Here is a 21056-nt window from a genome sequence, read left to right on the forward strand (position 1 = left end):
AGCAGAATCCTGGGAGAAGACGACCTCGCTTTGATGCCTGAGCTGCCTCCTTTTCTCTTCTACAGCCTCGAGGTGATCGGAGGGATCCTGCTGCTGTTTCTTGGAGGAGACCAGTTCGTCAAAGGGTCGGTGACAATCGCCACCTTGTGCCGGATCCCGCAGCTTGTGATCGGCCTCACCGTTGTTGCCTTCGGCACAAGCGCCCCGGAGCTGTTTGTCAGTGTCAGCTCAATCCTGCAGAACGCAGACGATCTTGCCGTTGGCAACGTCGTAGGGAGCAACATTTTCAACATTCTGGTCGTCTTGGGCTGTTCGGCCCTGGTCTTTCCTCTGCGCGTCGAGAACCGACTTGTGCGTCGCGACGTGCCGGTTCTGTTGGCCATTTCTTCTGCAGCCTGGGGGATGGCTTCCGCCGGTCGGATGACATGGCAAGCGGGCGTGGCCTTGCTGATCGGCTTGATCATCAACACCGTCTGGGAAATCCGAACTGCCCGGGAAGACCACCAAGAGACTGATGGAACATCAGATCTTGAACGGACACGCTCAGGGTTCAACCGGCGTTTGACGATCGCGCTGCTTCAGCTCGCCGTCGGCATCACTTTGCTGGTTCTGGGCTCGAAAACGCTGGTCAGCGGAGCCAGCTCCGCAGCGGCATTTCTGAATGTGCCCACTGCTGTGATCGGATTGACGATCGTCGCCACGGGCACATCCACGCCGGAACTGATCACCTCGGTCGTGGCAACCCTGAAGGGGAAGACCGACCTCGCCGTCGGCAATGTCGTTGGTAGTTGTCTGCTCAATCTTTTGATGGTTCTGGGAGGCTGCGCGGCTATCAGCGGTGAAGCCGGGCTTCAAGTCACGGGGGAACTGATTTCCGAAGATTTGCCGGTCATGATGATCGCCACCCTGGTCTGTTTGCCGATTTTCTGGTCACGGCGCAGCATCTCCAGGATTGAAGGGGGGATTCTGCTGACCGCTTACATCCTTTACTTAACTGACAACGTCCTGCCGAGGACAGCTCTTGCGTCATGGCAGGACGAATTCCGTCTGGCAACGCTCTGCGTGGCCATGCCAATCCTCGTGATCGTGGTCGTCACGCAAGTGCTGATTCACATGCGCTTCACAGGGTCGGAACAATCCTGATCGTCATCCACAACACATGGAAGCGTGAGGCGTGAGACGGATGGAGTTGTGTTTCCTCATGAGGGGATGACCGTCTGATTTTCTCTGTTCATCCTTGGGTCGCGTGCCGCTCGGCTTGCCGATGCTCGAGCTTCTTCCCCCTCTCAACGACAAGAACCTCCCCTGGCTCGACGTCATCCATCCGATCGTCGTGCATTTCGTCATCTCGATGGCGCTGATCACCGTCGTCTTCGATCTGATCGGAGTGCTCACCAGGAAGAAGAACCTGTTTGAGGTCAGCTTCTGGAATCTGATCGTCGCCACCGTGGCGATCTTCGTGGCCATCATCTTTGGCCAGGTGGAGGCCGGGCTCGCCAACCCCTACGGAGCCTCGCGAGATATCCTCAATTACCACAGCACCATTGGTTGGTCCCTGGCCGGCGTGTTGGCACTGCTCACCGGCTGGCGCTACGTCGCCCGTCAGAAAGACCCCAACATTCTTCCGAAGGGGTTCCTGGCCATCGACTTCGTCTTGGCCGGTCTGGTCTTCGCCCAGGTGTATCTGGGCGACAAGCTCGTCTGGGTCTACGGCCTGCACACGGTTCCGGTGGTGGAAGCGATCCGTGAAGGGGTGCTGTCATGAGCCTGATTGCCGCGATTGCATCGCCGATCAACGACATCGCCGACTCCCTGGGAGCCAACGATCTTCCCTACGCGATTCCCCTGCACCCCAACCTGGTGCATCTCACCATCGGCCTGTTCGCGATCGGGATCGCCTTCGACTTCGCTGGTGCGTTCTACCCCTTGGAGAAACGGCTCTTCCGCTTTCTCGCCCTGCCTGTGACCCGCAGCGGTTTCCATGATGTGGGCTGGTACAACCTGGTGGCCTGCAGCGGGATCACCTTCTTCACGGTGGCCGCAGGCTTCTACGAAATGCTGTTGGCGGTGCCGCTGCCGGGCATCCGCAGCATCCTCGGCCAGACCGCCATCGACACCATGCTCTGGCATGCCATTGGTGGGGTTGCCATTCTGCTGGTGATCGTCGCCATGACCGTCTGGCGCGGCTACCAACGCTTCGTCTGGCGCAAGGACATGGGCCGCCAGGTGACCTGGCTGTACCTGCTTTGCGGTGCCTCGATGCTGATGGTGATGGGCCTGCATGGAAGCCTGGGCGCCTGGCTCGCCAGCGATTTCGGTGTTCACATCACCGCCGACCAACTGCTGGCCGCCGGTGCCGATCTCAATGAGGTGCTGCCATGACCACCACTGCTCCCAAGAACAGCCCGAACATCGGCGCCATTGTGATCATCACGATCGCAGTAGCAATCAATCTGGTGATCGCCAAATTGATGGCGACATGGTCCTACAGCTGGTTCCCGCCGCAGGCCTCTTCGGCGGCGCCCTACGTCGACGATCTGTTCGCATTGGAAACCGGCATCGGCTCCTTCATCTTCTTCGGCTGCACCGGAGTGATGGGTTGGGTGCTGTTGTTCAACCGCGCTGGTAAGTACGACGAAAGCGATGGTGCGCCGATTGAAGGCAACACCAAACTGGAAATCATCTGGACGATCATCCCGCTGGTGACGGTCTTCGTGATCGCCGCTTACACGATGAACGTCAACATGAAGCTTCAGAACCTCGGTCCGAAGCACAAATACACCATCGGCACTGATCCAACAGCACTGATGGAGGCCGATCCCATCGCAGACGTGGGTCCGATCGATGTGATTGCGCGCCAATGGAGCTGGGAATTTGTTTACCCGAACGGCGTGCGCAGCTCAGAGCTGCATCTGCCGGTTGATCAACGGGTCAATTTCCGATTGATCTCGGAGGACGTTCTGCACAGTTTCTTCGTGCCTGCCTTCCGACTGAAGCAGGACATTATCCCCGGCAGCATCATTTCCTACAGCCTCACGCCCACCAAAGAAGGGCGATTCCGTTTGCGAGACGCCATGTTCAGCGGTGCCTACTTCTCACAGAACCAGACCGACGTCATCGTCGAATCCGATGAGGCCTACGCCAACTGGCTGAAGACAACCGCCAAGCAACCGCTGCAGCCCGGCCTCGATCCCGGCAGACCGCTCTACGACCGCCGCATCGCCCGCGGCGATAAAGGATGGGCCACGGTGCCGCCTGCACCGCCCCCGATGGTGAACGACCCCGGCGATCCCTCCATCCCCCACGACGCCTGAGCCATGACCACCACCAACTACGACCCCCGCATCCTCAAGGCGCCCCATCCCGTACCGGGTGCGCCGGATAACTGGAAGCGCTTTTTCAGCTTCAACACCGATGCCAAGGTGATCGGGATTCAGTACATCGCCACCTCACTGTTCTTCCTGCTGGTGGGAGGTCTGCTGGCGATGATTGTGCGCGGTGAGCTGATCACACCGCCGGCCGATCTGGTGGATCCGAGCGTCTACAACGGTCTTTACACGATGCATGGAACAGTGATGCTGTTCCTGTTTCTGTTCCCGATCCTCAACGGTTTCAACAACCTGTTGATCCCCACGATGATCGGCGCGCCGGACATGGCGTTCCCAAAACTCAACGCCGCCGCCTTCTGGTTGGTGCCTGTTTTCGCCGTGGTGCTGATGGGCAGCTTCTTTGCACCCGGCGGACCAGCCTCCTCTGGATGGTGGTCTTATCCGCCGATGAGCCTGCAGAACCCACTGGGGCACTTCATCAACGGCGAGTTTCTCTGGATCCTGGCGGTGGCTCTGTCGGGGATCTCCTCGATCATGGGCGCCGTCAATTTCGTGACGACGATCATCCGGATGCGGGCCCCCGGCATGGGCTTTTTCAAGATGCCGGTGTTCGTCTGGACCGCCTGGGCCGCCCAGACGATTCAGCTTGTCGGCCTGCCTGCACTCACCGGTGGTGCCGTGATGCTGCTGTTTGACCTCAGCTTCGGCACCAGCTTTTTCCGACCTGAAGGTGGCGGTGATCCGGTGCTGTTTCAGCACTTCTTCTGGTTCTATTCCCACCCTGCCGTGTACGTGCTGGTGCTGCCGGTGTTCGGCATCTTTTCTGAGCTGTTCCCGGTGTATGCCCGCAAGCCACTCTTCGGCTACCGCTTTGTGGCCATCGCCTCCTTCGGCATCACCTTCCTCAGCCTGATTGTGTGGGCACACCACATGTTCTACACAGGCACACCGAACTGGATGCGCCACATCTTCATGTTCACCACGATGTTGATCGCCGTTCCAACAGGAGTGAAGGTGTTCGCCTGGTTGGGCACCCTGTGGCAGGGAAACCTGAGGCTGAACACACCGATGCTGTTCTGCCTTGGTGGCCTGTTCAACTTCATCTTTGCCGGCATCACCGGCGTGATGCTGGCGACAGTGCCCATCGACATCCATGTGGGCAACACCGCTTTCGTCGTGGCCCATTTCCACTACGTGATCTTCAACACGATCGGCTTTGGGGTGTTCGCCGGCATCTACCACTGGTTCCCGAAATTCACCGGCAGGATGTACTACGAGGGCCTGGGCAAAGTGCACTTTGCGCTCACCTTCATCGGCGCCACCCTCAACTGGCTTCCGATTCACTGGGCCGGCCTGCTCGGGATGCCCCGTCGTGTGGCCTCCTACGACCCGGAATTCGCCATCTGGAATGTGCTGGGCAGCATCGGCGCCTTCATGCTCGGCGTCGCCTCGATCCCCTTCATTCTCAACATGGTGAGCTCCTGGTCCCGGGGCCCGAAGGCTCCACCCAATCCCTGGCGGGCCATCGGCCTGGAGTGGCTGCTGCCCTCCCCACCACCGGCTGAGAACTTCGAGGACGACATCCCCACCGTGATCAGTGAGCCTTACGGCTACGGCCTGGGCCACCCCCTCGTCGAGGACGAGGAGTTCTACGTCCGCCGTTCCCAGGAGGCCTGAACCGATGACCAGCGTCAATCCCGACATTCAGCTCAATCACACCCCTGGCCATGTGAAGCACGACGGTCACAACATGACCGGCTTCGTGATCTTCCTCTGCTCCGAGAGCGTCATCTTCCTGGCCTTCTTCGCTGGCTACGCCGTGCTCAAGCTCACGGCTCCCCAATGGCTACCGGATGGCGTTGAGGGGTTGGAGGTGCGCATGCCCCTGATCAACAGCGTGGTCTTGGTGAGCTCCAGTTTTGTGGCCTACTTCGCCGAGCGCTATCTGCACAAGGGCAACCTCTGGGGCTTCCGGGCGGTGTGGCTATTGACCATGGCGATGGGGTCCTACTTCGTCTACGGGCAGTACGTCGAATGGTCGGAACTCACTTTCAGCCTCAGCAGCGGTGTGTTCGGCGGGATGTTCTACCTGCTCACCGGCTTTCACGGCCTGCACGTGATCACCGGCATCCTGATGATGGGCCTGATGCTGGCCCGATCGTTCCGTCCCGGAAATTACGACAAGGGCGAGATGGGCGTTGCTTCAGTAAGCCTGTTCTGGCACTTCGTCGATGTGATCTGGATCCTTCTTTTCCTCCTTATCTACGTCTGGCAGTAATCCAATGATTATCGACGACCGCCACTACGACGTCATCGTCATCGGCAGCGGCGCCGGTGGCGGCACCCTGGCTGGTGCTCTGAGCCGCAAGGGCAAAACCGTGCTGGTGCTGGAGCGCGGCGGCGCCATGGCTCTTGAGGATCAGAACGTCGCTGACGTGGATCTGTTCCGCAAGGACCGCTATCACCCCAAAAACGAACGCTGGTTCGGACCGGACGGCGATCCCTTCGCCCCCCAGACCACCTACGCCCGCGGCGGCAACACCAAGATCTGGGGCGCGGTGCTGGAGCGCATGCGTGAAAAGGACTTCACCGAAGTCCCCCTGCAGGAGGGTGTGTCACCCGCCTGGCCGTTCGACTACGCCGAACTTGCCCCTTACTACGAACAGGCTGAACAGCTCTACCGGGTGCATGGCAAGGCCGGAGTCGACCCCACCGAACCCAGCTGTCAAGGCGAGTATGTGGCCAAACCCAAAGCGGTGGAGCCATTCCTGGAACCGCTTCGCGCCGCTCTGCAACGCCAGGGATGCCGCCCTTACGACATCCCCATCAGCTGGTCGGACGACAAGGACGACCCGAGCGGCGATGCCCAGCTGTTCGGTCTCGAGGCCGGGGATCCAGATCGGCTCACCCTGCGCGACAACGCCAAGGTGCAGCGACTCCATGTGAGCCCCAGCGGCCGCGAGGTGAAAGCTGTGGAAGCGGAGCTTGAGGGAGACACCTGGTTGTTCCGCGCCGATGTGGTGGTGTTGGCGGCCGGTGCTGTGAACACTCCAGTGATGCTGTTGCGCTCGGCAACCTCCCACCACCCCAAGGGCATCGGCAACGGCTCCGATCAGGTGGGCCGCAATCTGATGAATCTGCAGCTCACCTCGATCCTGCAGCTGGCCACCGAACGCAACAGCGGTCGCTATGGACGCTCCCTGGGCATCAACGACTACTACTGGGGAGACAAGAACGTCAGCTTTCCCCTGGGTCACATCCAGACCGCCGGTGGCGTGCTGCAGGACGCGTTGTTCGCCGAGTCGCCGCCTGTTCTCTCCCTGGTGAGCAAGATGATTCCAGACTTCGGCCTCGAGCGTCTGGCATCACGCTCCGTGGCCTGGTGGGCGATGACGGAGGTGATGCCGGATCCCCACAACAAGATCTGGCTGCACAACGACCAGATCCGCATCAACTACATCCACAACAACCGCGAAGCTCACGATCGACTCGTCTACCGCTGGATCGACACCTTGAAAGAGGTGGAGAAGGACCCGATCACCAAAGTGGTGCTCCAGGCCCCCACCCATGCCCGCGGCGCAGCACCCCTGAGTGTGGTGGGCTATGGCTGCGGCAGTTGTCGAATGGGCGACGACCCCGCCAATGCCGTGGTCGATGCTCATGGAAAGTGCCATGAACTGGACAACCTCTACATCGCGGACGCCAGCGTCTTCCCCAGCTGCCCCAGCGTGGGACCTGGACTCAGCGTGATCGCGTTGGCCCTGAGGCTGGCGGACCAGCTCAGCTGATCAATCGCCGAGCAGATAGGCCCGCAGCGAGCCGATCGGCCCCTGCTGTGGGGCCTGCTGCACCAAGCGCCCTGCCAACAGGGCACCACCGATCACTTCGTTGGGGACCAACCGCGACATCAGGCGCGCCTCCAGCTCACTGTTGATCTCATCGCTTGGATACAAGCTGATCACAGCCATCACCTCGCGATCATCCATGAAGCGGTGAACGAGCACGGTGATCTGACTGTCACTAAGAAAACTGCGGCCGTCGCGACCGAACAGGTGCTGCACGGCATGAAACAGCTCATGTCGAGCCACCTCATCAATGGAGCGTCCTTTGGAACGGATGCGCTCGGTGCAGAGCGCAATCTCGGAGCGCTGGGGGTCGTAGCTGCCCATCCCCGCCTGCTGACCCGCGCACCACTGGCCTCCCTGAACCGTTCCCACCCCCAACCAAGCCGCGAGAAGCAACAAGACGGGAATGGGCATCAAGAATCAACGCATCCTTAACTTGACCATAACCAGTGCGTCTCACAGGTCCTGTGATGGATACGACGGATCTCAAGATTTTTCAGGTTCTCGAATCAACCCATCGTCACGAATTCCTCGGACACCGAGGGGTGAAGGGCCATGGTTCGATCGAAGTCCGCTTTGGTGGCCCCCATCCCAACGGCGATGGCCGCCATCTGAATGATTTCAGCGGCGTGCTCCCCCACCATGTGACAACCCAGTACCCGATCCGTCGACGCTTCCACCACAAGCTTCAGCAGACAACGGGCACCGGAGGCGGGCAAAGCGCGCGACATCGAGCGGAAGCGGGCCCGATGAATCACCACAGCATCCACACCATGGCGGGCAACGGCCGCCTCCTCGGACAGTCCCACCGTGGCCAGCTCGGGATCACTGAACACGGCACTGGCCACAAGGTCATGGTTCACCTGTCGCGGCTGGCCGCCGAAGGTGGAGTCGGCAAAGGCACGGCCTTCATCGATCGCCACGGGTGTGAGGTTCACCCGGTCGGTGACATCACCGACCGCATGAATGTGCGGAACCGATGTGCATGAGTCGGCATCAACCCGGATCCGACCGTTCTCCACCACCACGCCAGCAGCCTCGAGCCCCAGTCCCTCCAGCCAGGGACGCCGCCCCGTGGCCATCAACACCCCACCGCAGGGCAGCTCCAGACCATCCGACAACAGAACCTTCAGCTCTCCGGGCTGACCACGCACCGCCGTGACGCTGCGTTCCAGCACGACGTGAATGCCTTGGTCCCGCAGCCCCTCCAGCACGGCATCCGCCAGCTCCCGGTCAAATCCCCTGAGCAGGCCTGAGCCCCGCACCACCTGGGTGACCTCCACCCCGAGGCCACGGAGGATGCAGGCGAATTCACAGGCGATGAAGCCCGCTCCTACCACCACAACGTCCCGCGGCAAAGTCTCCAGATTGAACATGTCGTCACTGATCCAGGTGTGTTCCACCCCGGGGATGTCGGGGCGCACAGGGCGTCCTCCGACGGCCACCAGAACGCGGCTGGCGGACAACTCCCGTTGGATCGGGCCGTCCCTCTCAGTTGCGATGCCGATGGTCTGGTCCGAGAGAAACCGGCCCCAGCCGTCGATGCGTTCAACGCCCGCCTTCTCCAGAAAATTGAGATGCAGGTGATTGAGCCGATCCACCTCGGCCCGCACCCGGCGAAATAACTCCGTAACGCTGCTTTCAACCGCACCAATCGTGAGGCCATAGGCCGGCGCATCCTTCAGCTGATGCCGTGCCTGGGCGCCGTAGACCAGCAGTTTTTTCGGGACACACCCCCGGATCACACAGGTGCCGCCGACGCGGTCTCCCTCAACAATGGCCACTTTCGCGCCATGGCGGGCCGCCCGCTTGGCAGCGGCCAGACCGCCAGACCCAGCACCAAGAACAAGTAGATCAAGCGTTGAATCGATGGCCATGGCGGCATTGGCAGGAGGTCAATTCTCCTGATGCAAGGGATGCCTGTCGACGTGCCGCCAGACACATGGCAAAAGGTAAAGGCAGCGTTATGGTCAGAGCAAGATTGGCTCAAGGGCACGTGAAGAAGCGTGGGCCTGTGAGTACTGCCAACGCTTAACCATGAAAAAGAAGCAACGCTCCAAGCCGCAACCGCCCGACCTCGACCAGCAGGTCCTTCAGCGTCGGGACATTGTGATGATGCTCACCTCCGACGACATGACACTGCGGCTCAAGCAACTGGCTCAGCAGGGTCGCCAGGACGACTGTCTGGCGCTGATGCAGGAACTGGGTGACTGGCAGTCCTATGGACGAGGCGATCTGTCTCCGATCCTCCATGCCCCTTACATCGGCTCCATCTGAAGCGCTCTCCTGGTCTGACCTGGAGGATCTGACGGTTGACCACACTGGAGGCATCCAGGGAGCGACCAATGCCCAGGCAACGCTTCGCCTGTTCGGGAGCGAGGAGAGTGCCGTTCGCGTCACCCTGTATCGCGATCACCATGCCTGGTGCCCCTACTGCCAGAAGGTGTGGTTGTGGTTGGAGTTCAAACGGATTCCCTATCGCATCCGCAAGGTGACGATGCGCTGCTACGGCAGCAAAGAACCCTGGTTTCTGCGTCTCGTCCCCAGTGGGATGCTTCCAGCCCTCGACCTCGACGGCCGGCTGATCACCGAAAGCGATGAAATCCTCCTGCTGCTGGAGGCGACCTTCGGGCCCCTTGGGCAACCCATGACGACCCTTGAGGTGCGTTCACAGCGGCAGCTGGAACGCCTGCTGTTCCGGGCCTGGTGTCTGTGGCTGTGCACCCCTGGCCTCAGCCCGGGAGAAGACAGGCGCGCTATGGAGCAATTCCGACGGATTGCCGGACAGTTCGAACAAGCCCTGCGTCAATCCCCTGGTCCCTTTCTCGATCCCGCTGCACCCGGAACCGCTGATCTGGTGTTCGTGCCCTATGTGGAACGCATGAATGCCTCACTGGCCTATTACAAGGGATATCGACTGCGCCAAGAGCACCCGGCCATCGACGCCTGGTTCCAGGCTCTCGAACAACTGGCCACCTATCGAGGCACCCAGAGCGATCACCACACCCATGCCCATGACCTCCCCCCGCAGATGGGGGGCTGCTGGTCCAACAACTCCGATGCGGCACGGACCATGGCCGATCAGATCGATCGCGGGGATGGGCTTGGTGTCGATGAAGCCCGCTGGGACTCCGACCACTGCATCGACGCGGCGGCCATCGCCCTGGGACGGGTGCTGCGTCACCGCAAGCCCTTGATGGAAAGCAATCCGCTGGGCCCTAGCGGTTTTGACCAACCCCTCCGCTGTGCCCTGACCCATCTGATGGGCCAAGGCACCCCATCCCCCGCCCGCGGCAGTGCCCTCGCTCTGCGCTACCTGCGCGATCGCATCTCAGTGCCTCGGGACATGCCCCTGCCGGCCGCTCGACTGCTTCGTCAGGCGCTTGAACGGACCGCTGCCATGGATGGACCGGATCAACCCCCACCGCTGCCGACCCGGGACCGGTTCGACCAGGATCCAGCCCCATTTGTGGGTCGGTCATAGTGAATGGGCATCCACCTTCGGTGTGACCCTCGATCTGCCTGGTTACCAAGCGATTCCAGAAGCCGGACGCAAAACCGAGCTGATTGAGATCCCTGTGGCCAGCCTCCAGCCGACCCAATGGTGCATCGGTCTGGCGGAGGTGTGGGCCCGGCAGGAGGATTTCGCCAAAGAAACCCGCCAGGAGCGGCTCGATTACCTCAAGGGCAAACCCGTGCCTTTGGTCCGCAGCGCCAGCGGTGAGGTCTGGATGGTGGATCGCCACCACCGTCTGCGGGCTCTGCTGGGGTTGGATCCCCAATCCACAGCTTGGGGATACGTCATCGCTGAGCTGCCCACCAGGGAACGCAGCGACGTGCTGCGGTTCCTCGAGCAGCAGGGTTGGTTGTACCTGGTCGACGGCCGGGGCATGGGGCCACGTCAATCGATCGACTTGCCCCGCACCCTGCTCGACCTGGAGGATGACCCCTATCGCAGCCTGGTGTGGAAGCTGAAGAAGGAGGGCTTCATCAAACCTCAGCCTCAGATTCCGTACCACGAATTTCGCTGGGGTGCCTGGCTGCGGCGACGCCCCTTGCCGCCCTTCAGCTCCCGGCAGCTCAATCCGGCGCTGGCACCGGCCCGGCGCCTGGTCTGTTCCCAGGCGGCCAGCGCCATGGCGGGCTGGAAAGGCGATAAAAAAGCTTGCCGCTGATCAGCGCTTCCGCCTGGAATCGATCTGAAGCAGGTCCTGGACCTTCTGCACCTGACCCGCCAGCTGGGGATCGCTGGCCAGCTTCTTCTCCACCTGTTCAATGGCGTACATCACAGTGGTGTGGTCCTTGCCGCCGAAGGTGTCACCGATGCGCGGCAAACTCAGATCCGTGCCCTTCCGCATCAGATACATCCCCACCTGACGGGCCTGGCTGACGGCACGGCGGCGGGTGCTGCTGAGCATCTCCTCAGCGGTGACATCAAACACCTCCGACACCTTGTCGATCACCTGTTGGGGTGTGACCTCAACACCTTGTCCTGTCGGATCGAGCATCGGCGCCACCGACTCCACCGTCATCGGCAGACCGGTGATCGAAGCGAAGGCCACCGCACGGGTCAGGGCCCCCTCAAGCTCCCGTATGTTCGAGGTGAAGCGCCCCGCCAGGTAGTGGATCAGATCCCGTGGCAGGGCCATGCGCTCCTGCTCCGCCTTCTTCTGAAGGATCGCCATGCGGGTCTCGAGATCGGGGGCCTGGATATCAGCGATCAGTCCCATCTGGAACCGGGAGATCAGGCGCTGCTGCAAGCGGGGAATCTGACTGGGGGGCCGGTCACTGGCGATCACCACCTGTTTGCCGGCTTCATGCAGGGCGTTGAAGGTGTGAAAGAACTCCTCCTGGGTGTATTCCTTGCCTTCAATGAACTGGATGTCATCCACCAGCAGCAGATCTGCAGCGCGGTAGCGGTCCCGGAAGGCCTTCATGCCGTCCTTGCGGATGCTGTCGATCAGGTCATTGGTGAAGGTTTCGGTGGAGACGTAGGAGACCCGGGCTGAAGAGTCGATCTCCAGCCGGTAGTGGCCGATGGCCTGCATCAGGTGGGTCTTCCCCAGGCCGACACCACCACAGATGAACAGGGGGTTGAATTCACGGCCGGGGGCTTCTGCCACCGCCAGGGCAGCCGCATGGGCCATACGGCTGTTCGGACCGACCACGAAGCGGCCGAACACATAACGGGGGTTCAGCCCCGGCAACACCCTGCGCGGTGACCGCGCCGGTGCTGATTCCCTGGGGGCCGCCGACTCGCCTGGGGCCGAGGCGGGCTCCGGGGGTTCAGCGTGCTCGCCCGTGGAGGCTGACGACACGACGGCGGACTCGGCCAGAACCACCACCTGCACGGGACCACCGCAGGCCTCGCTGGCCAACTGGGTGATCGAGGGCAGCAACTGCTCCCTCAGCCTGACGCCGGCGAAGGGATTCGGAGCCAGGAGGCGCAGCTCCCCATTGGAAAAATCGCTGCAGGCCGTGGGCCGGATGAAGGTCTCGAAGGTGGGCTTGCTCAGCTTGCCCTGCAGCCCCTCACGCACCTTGCTCCAGAGCTCCTCGCCCGTCAGCACCACAACGTCATCATCTGAATGCCGAATCTACGCACGTTGCTCGGAACAGTCCGCTTTAAATGAATCAGCAGACACCATGCATTGATGCCGCCTTCGCTGCGTCTGATCGGGTTCACCCTGATCGCCACCGGCCTGAGCTCCTGCAGCCTGCTCAGAAATCTGAGCGGAGGATCGGAAGCACCCAAGGTGGCACCACCGCCTGTGGTGCACGATCAGCCGCGTTCCGCCCCCCTGCAGCCCGGTCAGAACGTGATCGTCAAAGCCGTCGAGCGGGTCGGGCCTTCGGTGGTGCGGATCGACACGGAGAAAAACATCAACAACCCGATGGGTCAGCTGTTCGGCCTTGGCCCTTCCACCCAGCGACAGCAGGGCCAGGGATCGGGATTCATCACCCGAGCCAACGGCCTGATCTTCACCAACGAGCATGTGGTGCGCGGAGCGGATCGGGTCAATGTGACCCTGCCCGACGGGCGCCGTTTCCAAGGCACGGTCCTGGGCGGCGATCCACTGACGGATGTGGCCGTCGTGAAGGTGGTGGCTGAAAATCTGCCGGTGGCGAGCCTCGGCAATTCCGACCAGCTGCGGCCAGGGGAATGGGCCATCGCCATCGGGAATCCCTTCGGCCTGAACAACACCGTCACCGCCGGCATCATCAGTGCCGTCGATCGGACCGATGCAAACATCGGCGAAGGGCAGCGGGTGCCCTACATCCAGACAGACGCCGCCGTCAATCCCGGCAACAGCGGGGGACCCCTGATCAGCGCCGCCGGTGAGGTGATCGGCATGAACACGGCCATCCGCAAGGCCCCAGGGGCTGGGCTGAGCTTCGCGGTGCCCATCAACCTCGCCAAACGGATCGCTCAGCAGATCGTCAGCACCGGGCAGGCCTCCCATCCCTTCATCGGTGTGCAGCTGCGCAGCCTCACGCCTCAACTGGCGCGGGAGATCAACGCCACCAGCACCCGCTGCACCGTGCCCGTTGTGAACGGTGTTCTGGTGGTGGATGTGGTCCCCGACACCCCGGCTGAAGCCGCAGGGATCCGCCAATGCGATCTGATCCGGGCCGTGAATGGAACCACCGTGGAGAACCCTTCGGAAGTGCAACTGGCCGTGGACCGGGGCAGCGTGGGACAACCGATGCAGATCACGATCGAACGCAACGGACTGGAGCAAAGCCTGGAGGTTCTGCCCAAGGAACTGCCGCGGCGGCGTTGAGGTGGTCCCATCTGCCGCCCTGGTGCTGATGGCCCGCTGGCCAGCGCCAGGGCGCTGCAAACGGCGGCTGGCGGCAGACCTGCACTCGGAGCTGGGGCTCAACAACGGCGATGAACGCAGTGCCCGCCTGCAAGCCCGCCTCACGGATCACACCTTCGCGGTGGCCCGAGCCCTGCATCGACAGGCAGATGTCACCCCTGTGTTGGCCGTCAGCGGACTGGGTCCCGGCCATGCCAGGCGGTGGGGACGGCAACAGGGCATTGACACAGTCCGCCTGCAGGGCGAGGGCAACCTCGGAACGCGGATCAGACGACAACTGCTGCCCCTGCGTCGTCACCGCATGCCTGTACTTGTGGTGGGCAGCGACCTGCCTGACGTCCATCAACGTGACCTGCTGATGGCATTGGAGAACCTTCAAAGCCATGACCTCGTGCTGGGGCCCGCCGCTGATGGGGGCTACTGGTTGATCGCTCTGTCAGCGGACCTGATGCAGACCCCAGCGCGATGGCCGCTGGCCGGCATCCCCTGGGGCAGCGACGACGTGTGTCGCTCCACGCTGGAATACGCCCATCATTTCAACCTCTCCGTGGCCCTGCTGCATCAGCAGCAGGATCTCGATCACCTGCGTGACCTCAACCGATGGCAGGGCTGTCGATCCTGATCCCAACGCTGAACGAAGGGCGTCGGCTTCCATTGCTGCTGGCCGATCTGGCCCGCTGGCCCCATGGGCTCCAGGTGATTGTCATCGATGGAGGCAGCCAGGATCAAACGACAGCTGTGGCCGACCTGGCCGGCGTCAAGACACTGACCAGCCCTGAACGGGGGCGGGGGCAGCAACTGATCCATGGGATGGCCGCTGCCCGCCATGACTGGACCCTGGTGCTCCATGCCGACAGCCGCCTGCCGCACCGCTGGTGCAGCGCTGTCCAACGGGTGATCGATCACCCCCATGCAGCCAGCGATGCCTGGTACTTCGACTTCCGGGTGGAAGCCCGGGGGCCGATGCTGTGGCTGCTGGAGCGCTGCGTCGCCCTGCGCAGTGGACTGGGTCAGCGGCCCTACGGCGACCAGGGACTGCTGATCCACCGCACGCTCTACACAGCCAGCTGTGGTTACCGGCCGATCCCGTTGATGGAGGATCTGGACCTGGTGGAGCGGATTGCACGCACCCACAGGTTGAGACGACTTGGCTGCCCATTGGTCACCAGCAACCGCCGCTGGCAGGAGCAGGGGGTGATCAGCAGGGCCTGGCACAACTGGATGCTGCGACGCCGTTGGTACCAAGGCATTGCCGCTGATCAACTGGCTGGTGACTACAACCCCTGAGCGTAACTGCGATCAACTGGCGTACCAGAACGCACAGCGATGCTGCTGCGGCTCCAGCTCCCAGCCCTGGCGTTGGTAGAAATTCACCACACCTGGATCAGCGAACAGGCTCACCCGTTCGGTGCCCATGGCCTCCAGAGCCTCCAGCACATAAACCATCAGCTGACTGCCCAGGCCACTGCCCTGGTAAAGCGGATGGACAGCCACATCCCAGACCGTGGCTTCAAACACACCGTCACCGGTGCAACGGGCAAAACCCACCAGGCGAGGAATGCGGGGATCATGCCGCCACAGGCCGACGGTGAGCAGGCTGTTGGCCAGGGCTTTGCGCACCCGGCGCACCGGCCGCCGACTCCAACCCACCGCTTCCAGCAACTGCTCCAGCTCCACCAGGTCAAAGGGGTGCCGTTGGCTGAACACCAGGGTGAGTTGATCGTTGGCACAGGAACAGAGACGTGCCTCCTCGCCGTACTGCTCGAGCAGCGGCGCTGCGGGAAGGTCGAGGGGGGAGGTCATCACAGGCGCGCCAATCCCTTTTCCTGCAGATCCGCCAGCTGGGCATAGAGCCCACCTTTGGCCCTCAGCTCCCCGTGGGTGCCCTGTTCGATCAGGTGGCCACGGCGCAACACCAGAATCCGATCCGAGGCCTCCACCGTCGCCAGGCGGTGGGCGATCACCACAGCCGTGCGTTTCTGCAGCAGGCGGTCAAGATCACGCTGCAGGGTGGCCTCGGTGGAGGGATCCATGAAAGCGGTGGCCTCATCCATCACCAGCACCGTGGGGTTGCGGATAGCGACCCGGGCGACCGCCAGCAACTGGCGTTCGCCCGAGGACAGATTTCCACCCCGTTCCCGCAACTCCGTCTCCAAACCGCTGGGCAGACGCTGCAACAGGTCGTTCAGGCCCAGATCACGGCAGATCCCAGCCAGCTGCTGGTCGCTGATGTCGGCATTGAGCCGCAGGTTGTCGGCCACATTGCCGCTGAACAGGAAGGTGTCCTGCAGCACAACCCCCAGCTGACGGCGCAGATCAGCAATGGGGATGGAGCGGATGTCGCGTCCGTCCAGAAGAATCCGGCCCTGCTGAGGTTCGTACAACCGGCAGAGCAGACGGATCACGGTGGTTTTGCCGGATCCCGTCGGCCCGACCAAGGCCACGTGCTCGCCGGGAGCGATCCGGAAGGAGAGATTGCTCAGGATGGGCTCATCCGGCCGGTAGCTGAAGCTGACGTTTTCAAAGATCACCTCCCCCTGCCCGGCGGTGGTAAGCGGAGTGGCCTCAGGATCTTCGACGATCTCCAGGGGCTGCTCCATCAGTTCACCGATGCGCTCCACCGCCGTCAGACCACCCTGGATCTGGGTGAAGCGTTCCGCCAGCTGCCGCAATGGATCAAACAAACGCTGCGAATAGAGGATGAAGGTGGTGAGGATTCCAAGGCCCATGGACCCCGATGTCACCATCCATCCACCCAGAGCCAGCACCAGGGCCACGGCTCCCAGGGACACCCATTCGAGAAAGGCGGAGATGCTGCTGTCGAAGAAAATGGTGCCGTTCACCGCACGCCGATAGGCGGAACCCGTGCGCTGAAAGCGCTCGCCGTTCACCGCCTCGCGCCGGAACATCTGGACCACATCCAGGCCCTGAAGGTTTTCCTGAAAGTCGGCGTTCAGCTGGGACAGCTCCTCACGAACCCGGTAATTGGCCTTGCGGTAGCGACCCTGCAACCAAATCACCATCAAGGTGACGGGAATCTGCGTGCAGAGCAGCAACAACCCGAGCCGCCATTCGATCAGAAGCATTGAACCGGCAATCACCAGCAGGCTGACCAGATCACCCAGAATCCCGAACGCTCCACTGCCGAAGAGCTCAGAGAGGGCATCGACATCACTGGTGAGCCGGGTCAGCAATTTGCCCACGGGCATACGGTCATGGAACCGCAAGGACAGCGCCAGGGCATGACGGAACAGGTCTTCTCGGATCCGTGCCGTGAGCCGCTGGCCCACGACCTGGAAGTTGAACAACTGCACCCGTTGCAACCCGAAACGCAGCAGCACCGAACCCAGCATCAGCAACACAATCAAGCGAATGGCTGCGCTGGTGCTTAGCCCCTCAAGCCAGGGAAGGCTCGATTCATTGCGCAGCACACTGATGGCCAGGCCCACCAGCAGGGGCTGAATCGCTCCGGCGAAGGCCACTGGCACCAACAGCACCAGGGTCAGCAGCAGACGGCGACGGTCGTGGACGAGGTAACGGCCGAGCCGACGCACCCGTTTCCAGTCACTGATAGCGCTCATGCAGCGGCACCAGCTGCGTTGGACACTGTGCGCACCGCTTCAACGATGCTGCTCAGAGATCCATCATCCAGCCGCATCGAAAGAGGGTGACCCACCAGGCGGGCCGTGGTGTGGAACAGATCCTCGATGGCCACCAATCCGTTCTCCCGCAGGGTGCGCCCGGTCGCCACCAGATCAACAATGGCCTCGGACATCCCCGTGATGGGGCCAAGCTCGACGGAGCCGTTCAGATGCACCAGCTCCACCGGTAGGTCGAGCTGGTCGAAATATTCGCGGGCGCAGTGGGTGAACTTGCTCGCCACCCGGCAGTGGGGAGGAAGATCCGCCGCCCGTTCGTAGCCACTGCTGGCCTTGACGGCCACGGCCATCCGGCAGCCACCGAAGCCCAGATCCACCAGCTGGGCCACCGGCAGTTGGTGCTCCTTCAACACGTCGTAGCCGACAACCCCCAACTGGGCCTGGCCGTAGGCCACATAGGTGGGCACATCACCGTTGCGCACCAGCAGCGCCCGGGCTCGACCGCAGGGGGTGGGCAGCATCAGCTGACGGTTGTCCTTGTCCAGCACAGCTGAGAAATCCAGGCCTGCCGCCGCGAACCGAGCCACGGAATCCTTGAGCAGCGCTCCTTTGGCCAACGCGACGGTGATCATGGGTCCAGCGTTGACCGTGTAACCAGGCAGGACTTTAACGATGCAATCCTCCCTCCATGCCCTGCCGGTGCTGCAGGACAACGTCATTTGGATCTGGGTGCGGGGCGCCGAGGCCGTTGTGGTGGATCCCGCAGTGGCAGAACCCGTCATCGACTGGCTGCAACAACGGCAATTGCAGCTGAGTGCCGTGCTGCAGACCCATCACCACGCCGACCACATCGGTGGAACCCCCGGCCTGCTGCAGCGATGGCCCAACGCGGCGGTGGTGGCCGCTGCAGCCGATCGTTCACGCATTCCCTTTCAAACGGTCTCCGTCAGCGACGGCGATCAGATCAGCGTGCTCGGCCGATCACTCGCGGTGCTGGACGTGGCCGCCCATACCGCCGCCCACATCGCCTTTGTGATTCCCGAGCGGGAGGATCTGGATCTCGGCCCGGTGTTGTTCTGCGGCGACACGCTGTTTTCCGGTGGTTGCGGCCGTCTGTTTGAAGGGACCCCGGCTGATATGCATCGAGCCCTTGGCCGGCTGGCGCAACTTCCTGAATCCACCCAGGTCTGCTGCGCCCACGAGTACACGGAAGGGAACCTGCTCTGGGCCACCCAGCAGGAACCCAAGGACGCAGCCATTCGCCAGCGTTACGAGACCGTGGTGGCCCTGCGGCGCCGTGGCGAATTGAGCCTGCCCAGCAGCATCGGCGAGGAACGGCGCAGCAACCTGTTCATGCGGGCGGAGTCGGTCGAGCAGCTGGGACGCCTGCGGCGCCACAAGGATCAGTGGCGCGCAGCCTGATTCCCTGCGGGAAGAGAATCACGTCGGCGCCTGGTTGAAAGGCCAATCGACAGCGGGTACCGCGGGGCAGATCCAGGCTGAGGGGAGCATTCACGCGGAGATCGCAGGTTCCCTGCTGCACGCGGTACTGCCAGGCCTGCCCGAGGAACTCCCGTCCCATTACGCAGGCCTTCCCCTGGGGATCATCGTGAAGCTGAATCACGGCTGGGTCCACCAACAGAAGTTCGGCATCGGCTCCCGGGTCTGCCGGTGGCTGAGCACCGGCGTTTTCAAGAGAACCGATCAGACAGTGCATCGGTCCATCGAGGGGCAGAAGATTCCCTTGAAGAACAAACCGACCAACAAACGGTGAGGCAGGGGAGTCAACGAGATCCCTGGGGGTCGCGCACTGGTGCAGTTCCCCATCCCGCATCACCGCCACACGGTCACAGATGGCCAGGGCCTCTCCGGGATCGTGGGTCACGATCAGCCCTGTGGCTCCGCACACCTGCAGAACAGAACTGAGTTCACTGCGCAGCCGCAGCCGCACTTCCACATCGAGGTTGGAGAAAGGCTCATCCAGCAGCACCAGCTTCGGAGCCGGTGCCAGAGCCCGGGCAAGGGCCAGGCGTTGCTTCTGGCCGCCCGAGAGTTGATGGGGGTATCGCTGATCCAGCCCCTTCAGACCCAGCAACTCCAGCAGCCAGGCTGCGCGGCTGTCGTCCTGGCCGGGGCGCAGCCCGAAACAGGCGTTCTGCCAGGCCGTGAGGTGGGGGAAAAGGGCATAGTCCTGAAAGACCATGCCGATTCCCCGTCGCTCGGGCGGCAACCAATGCCCGTTCCCCGCCACGGGTCGTTGCTGCAGGTGCACGGAGCCTTGCAACGGACTCTCAAAGCCAGCGATCAGTCGCAGCAGGGTGGTCTTCCCACAGCCGGAGGGTCCGAGCAGACCGACCAGCTCACCCGCAGCGAGCTCGAGATCAATCCCCCGCAACGTCCAGGGTCCAGCAGAGCCGTCGTAGCGATGCCAGAGGTCACGCACTGAAACGGTGGCCAGGGACTGCGACAACAGCGAAACGCGATGATCGTTTCCATTCTGCGATTCGGCCATGACTGCTCAAGCCGTAACGACCACAGCAGCTCCCGCCCCCGTCGGGCCGTACAACCAGGCGGTGCTGGCCGGTGGTTGGCTGTACTGCTCGGGCCAGATTCCATTGGATCCGGAAACGGGAGCCATGGTTGGTGACGGGGATGTGGCCAGCGAAACGCGTCAGGTGCTGAAGAACCTCAACGCCGTGCTGGAGGCCGCCGGTGCCACGGCACAGCACGTGGTGCGGACGACGGTGTTTCTGGCTGATCTGGGGGACTTCCAGACCGTCAACGGGATCTATGCGGAGATGTTCGGGGCGGGCACAAGTCCAGCCCGAGCCTGTGTGCAGGTGGCGGCACTGCCCAAGGGTGCACGGGTCGAGATCGACTGCGTCGCCTGGTTTGGTGATGATTTGAAGACCGTGTGATCTGATCCACATCACGGACCGGAAGCCCGGACGTAGATGACATCAAAACGTCCGACGACCATTCGGCCTTGACCATGGAATGGCTAGCCCTCAGGGAACAGGCTGCGCGACCGTTGCTGGAGAGCGGCTGGACGCTGCTCTACTCCGGTCTGACCCCATCAAGGGCAAGCGCCACCCTGCTGGATCCGAGTGAAAGCCAGCAGATCAGCCTGCAGATCCCGACAGGGGAAACCGCTCAAGACTGGGAGCTATGGCTGGAAGCCTGCAACCGGCAGCTGAGCGTCCCGCTCCGGCAGTGGCTGGAGTCCCAGGGCATTGAGAAGTCCACCCTCAGCCGCCTGACAGGGAATCATCCCAGTGGCCAGGACGCACTCAAGCTCAGCAACATGCTGCAGGTCGCCCGCTTGTTGCAGCGTTCGATCGAAGCCATCGAGACCCTGGCGGAGGCCAACGGGTCGCAGCTGGTGCTCCACCTTGCCGGACTGGGACCGAACAGCTGAGAGGAGGCTTCCCCTCGCCGATTTAGGTTATTGGACATCAG

At 62.4% G+C, this 21056-nt stretch carries 23 protein-coding genes; 16 read left to right on the forward strand and 7 right to left on the reverse strand.

The features are described from left to right. Positions 1-42 precede the first annotated feature (42 nt). The 7 genes from SynA1528_RS07645 (at position 43) to SynA1528_RS07675 (ending at position 7117) form a co-directional block, all read left to right on the forward strand. Positions 43-1143: a calcium/sodium antiporter gene (locus SynA1528_RS07645; protein ID WP_186588342.1), complete on the forward strand. Its 1101-nt coding sequence runs from the start codon at positions 43-45 to the stop codon at positions 1141-1143. Positions 1144-1264: 121 nt separating this feature from the next. After that, on the forward strand, positions 1265-1765 hold the full coding sequence (locus tag SynA1528_RS07650) for a DUF2231 domain-containing protein (protein WP_186586254.1): 501 nt from the start codon (positions 1265-1267) through the stop codon (positions 1763-1765). Beyond that, positions 1762-2382, forward strand: a complete 621-nt coding sequence (locus SynA1528_RS07655; protein ID WP_186586255.1) for a DUF2231 domain-containing protein — start codon at positions 1762-1764, stop codon at positions 2380-2382. Before SynA1528_RS07650 ends, SynA1528_RS07655 begins: the two co-directional genes overlap by 4 nt. Next, on the forward strand, positions 2379-3314 hold the full coding sequence (locus SynA1528_RS07660) for a cytochrome c oxidase subunit II (RefSeq protein WP_186586256.1): 936 nt from the start codon (positions 2379-2381) through the stop codon (positions 3312-3314). Before SynA1528_RS07655 ends, SynA1528_RS07660 begins: the two co-directional genes overlap by 4 nt. Positions 3315-3317: 3 nt before the next feature. Next, positions 3318-5006 (forward strand): cytochrome c oxidase subunit I, encoded by a 1689-nt coding sequence (locus SynA1528_RS07665; RefSeq protein ID WP_186586257.1) that lies wholly within the window; start codon positions 3318-3320, stop codon positions 5004-5006. A 4-nt stretch (positions 5007-5010) separates the two neighbouring features. Further along, a complete protein-coding gene (locus tag SynA1528_RS07670; RefSeq protein ID WP_186586258.1) occupies positions 5011-5607 on the forward strand; it encodes a cytochrome c oxidase subunit 3 in 597 nt (198 codons plus the stop codon). A 4-nt stretch (positions 5608-5611) separates the two neighbouring features. Continuing rightward, the gene (locus SynA1528_RS07675) at positions 5612-7117 is read left to right on the forward strand and encodes a GMC oxidoreductase (protein ID WP_186586259.1); all 1506 of its coding nucleotides are present in this window, start codon (positions 5612-5614) and stop codon (positions 7115-7117) included. Here the strand turns inward: SynA1528_RS07675 and SynA1528_RS07680 are convergent, their stop codons facing one another. Together SynA1528_RS07680 and gorA are read right to left on the reverse strand one after the other, a co-directional pair. Then, positions 7118-7588, reverse strand: coding sequence for a hypothetical protein (locus tag SynA1528_RS07680; protein ID WP_286187774.1), 471 nt, complete (start codon positions 7586-7588; stop codon positions 7118-7120). Between the two features lie 95 nt (positions 7589-7683). Beyond that, on the reverse strand, positions 7684-9045 hold the full coding sequence (gorA, locus tag SynA1528_RS07685) for a glutathione-disulfide reductase (RefSeq protein ID WP_186588343.1): 1362 nt from the start codon (positions 9043-9045) through the stop codon (positions 7684-7686). A gap of 166 nt (positions 9046-9211) precedes the next feature. Between gorA and SynA1528_RS07690 the strand changes: the two genes are divergently transcribed. From SynA1528_RS07690 to SynA1528_RS07700, 3 genes are read left to right on the forward strand one after another with little or no spacing between them, the layout of a single operon-like run. Then, on the forward strand, positions 9212-9451 hold the full coding sequence (locus tag SynA1528_RS07690) for a hypothetical protein (protein ID WP_186586261.1): 240 nt from the start codon (positions 9212-9214) through the stop codon (positions 9449-9451). Beyond that, on the forward strand, positions 9426-10658 hold the full coding sequence (locus SynA1528_RS07695) for a glutathione S-transferase family protein (protein WP_286187775.1): 1233 nt from the start codon (positions 9426-9428) through the stop codon (positions 10656-10658). The genes SynA1528_RS07690 and SynA1528_RS07695 overlap by 26 nt, the downstream gene beginning before the upstream one ends. Before the next feature lie 22 nt (positions 10659-10680). After that, entirely contained in the window at positions 10681-11349 is a 669-nt protein-coding gene (locus tag SynA1528_RS07700; RefSeq protein ID WP_186586262.1) for a ParB-like protein, read from the forward strand. Here SynA1528_RS07700 and dnaA read toward each other — a convergent pair whose 3' ends face one another. Then, positions 11350-12747, reverse strand: coding sequence for a chromosomal replication initiator protein DnaA (dnaA, locus tag SynA1528_RS07705; protein WP_186586263.1), 1398 nt, complete (start codon positions 12745-12747; stop codon positions 11350-11352). A gap of 81 nt (positions 12748-12828) precedes the next feature. On the opposite strand from dnaA, the gene SynA1528_RS07710 reads away from it, so the two are divergent. The 3 genes from SynA1528_RS07710 to SynA1528_RS07720 are packed head-to-tail and all read left to right on the forward strand — an operon-like array spanning position 12829 to position 15285. Further along, positions 12829-13959, forward strand: coding sequence for a trypsin-like peptidase domain-containing protein (locus tag SynA1528_RS07710; protein WP_186586264.1), 1131 nt, complete (start codon positions 12829-12831; stop codon positions 13957-13959). Between the two features lies 1 nt (position 13960). Continuing rightward, positions 13961-14620, forward strand: coding sequence for a TIGR04282 family arsenosugar biosynthesis glycosyltransferase (locus tag SynA1528_RS07715; RefSeq protein ID WP_286187776.1), 660 nt, complete (start codon positions 13961-13963; stop codon positions 14618-14620). Further along, a complete protein-coding gene (locus SynA1528_RS07720) occupies positions 14599-15285 on the forward strand; it encodes a TIGR04283 family arsenosugar biosynthesis glycosyltransferase (RefSeq protein ID WP_186586265.1) in 687 nt (228 codons plus the stop codon). The genes SynA1528_RS07715 and SynA1528_RS07720 overlap by 22 nt, the downstream gene beginning before the upstream one ends. Before the next feature lie 12 nt (positions 15286-15297). On the opposite strand, the gene SynA1528_RS07725 is transcribed toward SynA1528_RS07720, so the two are convergent. From SynA1528_RS07725 to hisG, 3 genes are read right to left on the reverse strand one after another with little or no spacing between them, the layout of a single operon-like run. Then, entirely contained in the window at positions 15298-15801 is a 504-nt protein-coding gene (locus tag SynA1528_RS07725; protein ID WP_186586266.1) for a GNAT family N-acetyltransferase, read from the reverse strand. Then, complete coding sequence (locus SynA1528_RS07730) at positions 15801-17579, reverse strand: ABC transporter ATP-binding protein (RefSeq protein ID WP_186586267.1); 1779 nt, start codon at positions 17577-17579, stop codon at positions 15801-15803. The genes SynA1528_RS07725 and SynA1528_RS07730 overlap by 1 nt, the downstream gene beginning before the upstream one ends. Further along, the gene (hisG, locus tag SynA1528_RS07735; protein WP_186586268.1) at positions 17576-18229 is read right to left on the reverse strand and encodes an ATP phosphoribosyltransferase; all 654 of its coding nucleotides are present in this window, start codon (positions 18227-18229) and stop codon (positions 17576-17578) included. Before hisG ends, SynA1528_RS07730 begins: the two co-directional genes overlap by 4 nt. A 40-nt stretch (positions 18230-18269) precedes the next feature. Between hisG and gloB the strand changes: the two genes are divergently transcribed. Next, the gene (gloB, locus tag SynA1528_RS07740) at positions 18270-19019 is read left to right on the forward strand and encodes a hydroxyacylglutathione hydrolase (protein ID WP_186586269.1); all 750 of its coding nucleotides are present in this window, start codon (positions 18270-18272) and stop codon (positions 19017-19019) included. Here gloB and SynA1528_RS07745 read toward each other — a convergent pair. Then, positions 18949-20109, reverse strand: a complete 1161-nt coding sequence (locus SynA1528_RS07745) for an ABC transporter ATP-binding protein (protein WP_186586270.1) — start codon at positions 20107-20109, stop codon at positions 18949-18951. The two genes, gloB and SynA1528_RS07745, sit on opposite strands and share 71 nt — an antisense overlap. Between SynA1528_RS07745 and SynA1528_RS07750 the strand changes: the two genes are divergently transcribed. Further along, a complete protein-coding gene (locus tag SynA1528_RS07750) occupies positions 20108-20515 on the forward strand; it encodes a Rid family detoxifying hydrolase (RefSeq protein WP_186586271.1) in 408 nt (135 codons plus the stop codon). The genes SynA1528_RS07745 and SynA1528_RS07750 overlap by 2 nt on opposite strands. Positions 20516-20589: 74 nt before the next feature. Further along, entirely contained in the window at positions 20590-21015 is a 426-nt protein-coding gene (locus tag SynA1528_RS07755) for a hypothetical protein (RefSeq protein ID WP_186586272.1), read from the forward strand. Positions 21016-21056 lie beyond the last annotated feature (41 nt).

The sequence above is a fragment of the Synechococcus sp. A15-28 genome, from assembly GCF_014280175.1.
Lineage (GTDB): Bacteria > Cyanobacteriota > Cyanobacteriia > PCC-6307 > Cyanobiaceae > Parasynechococcus.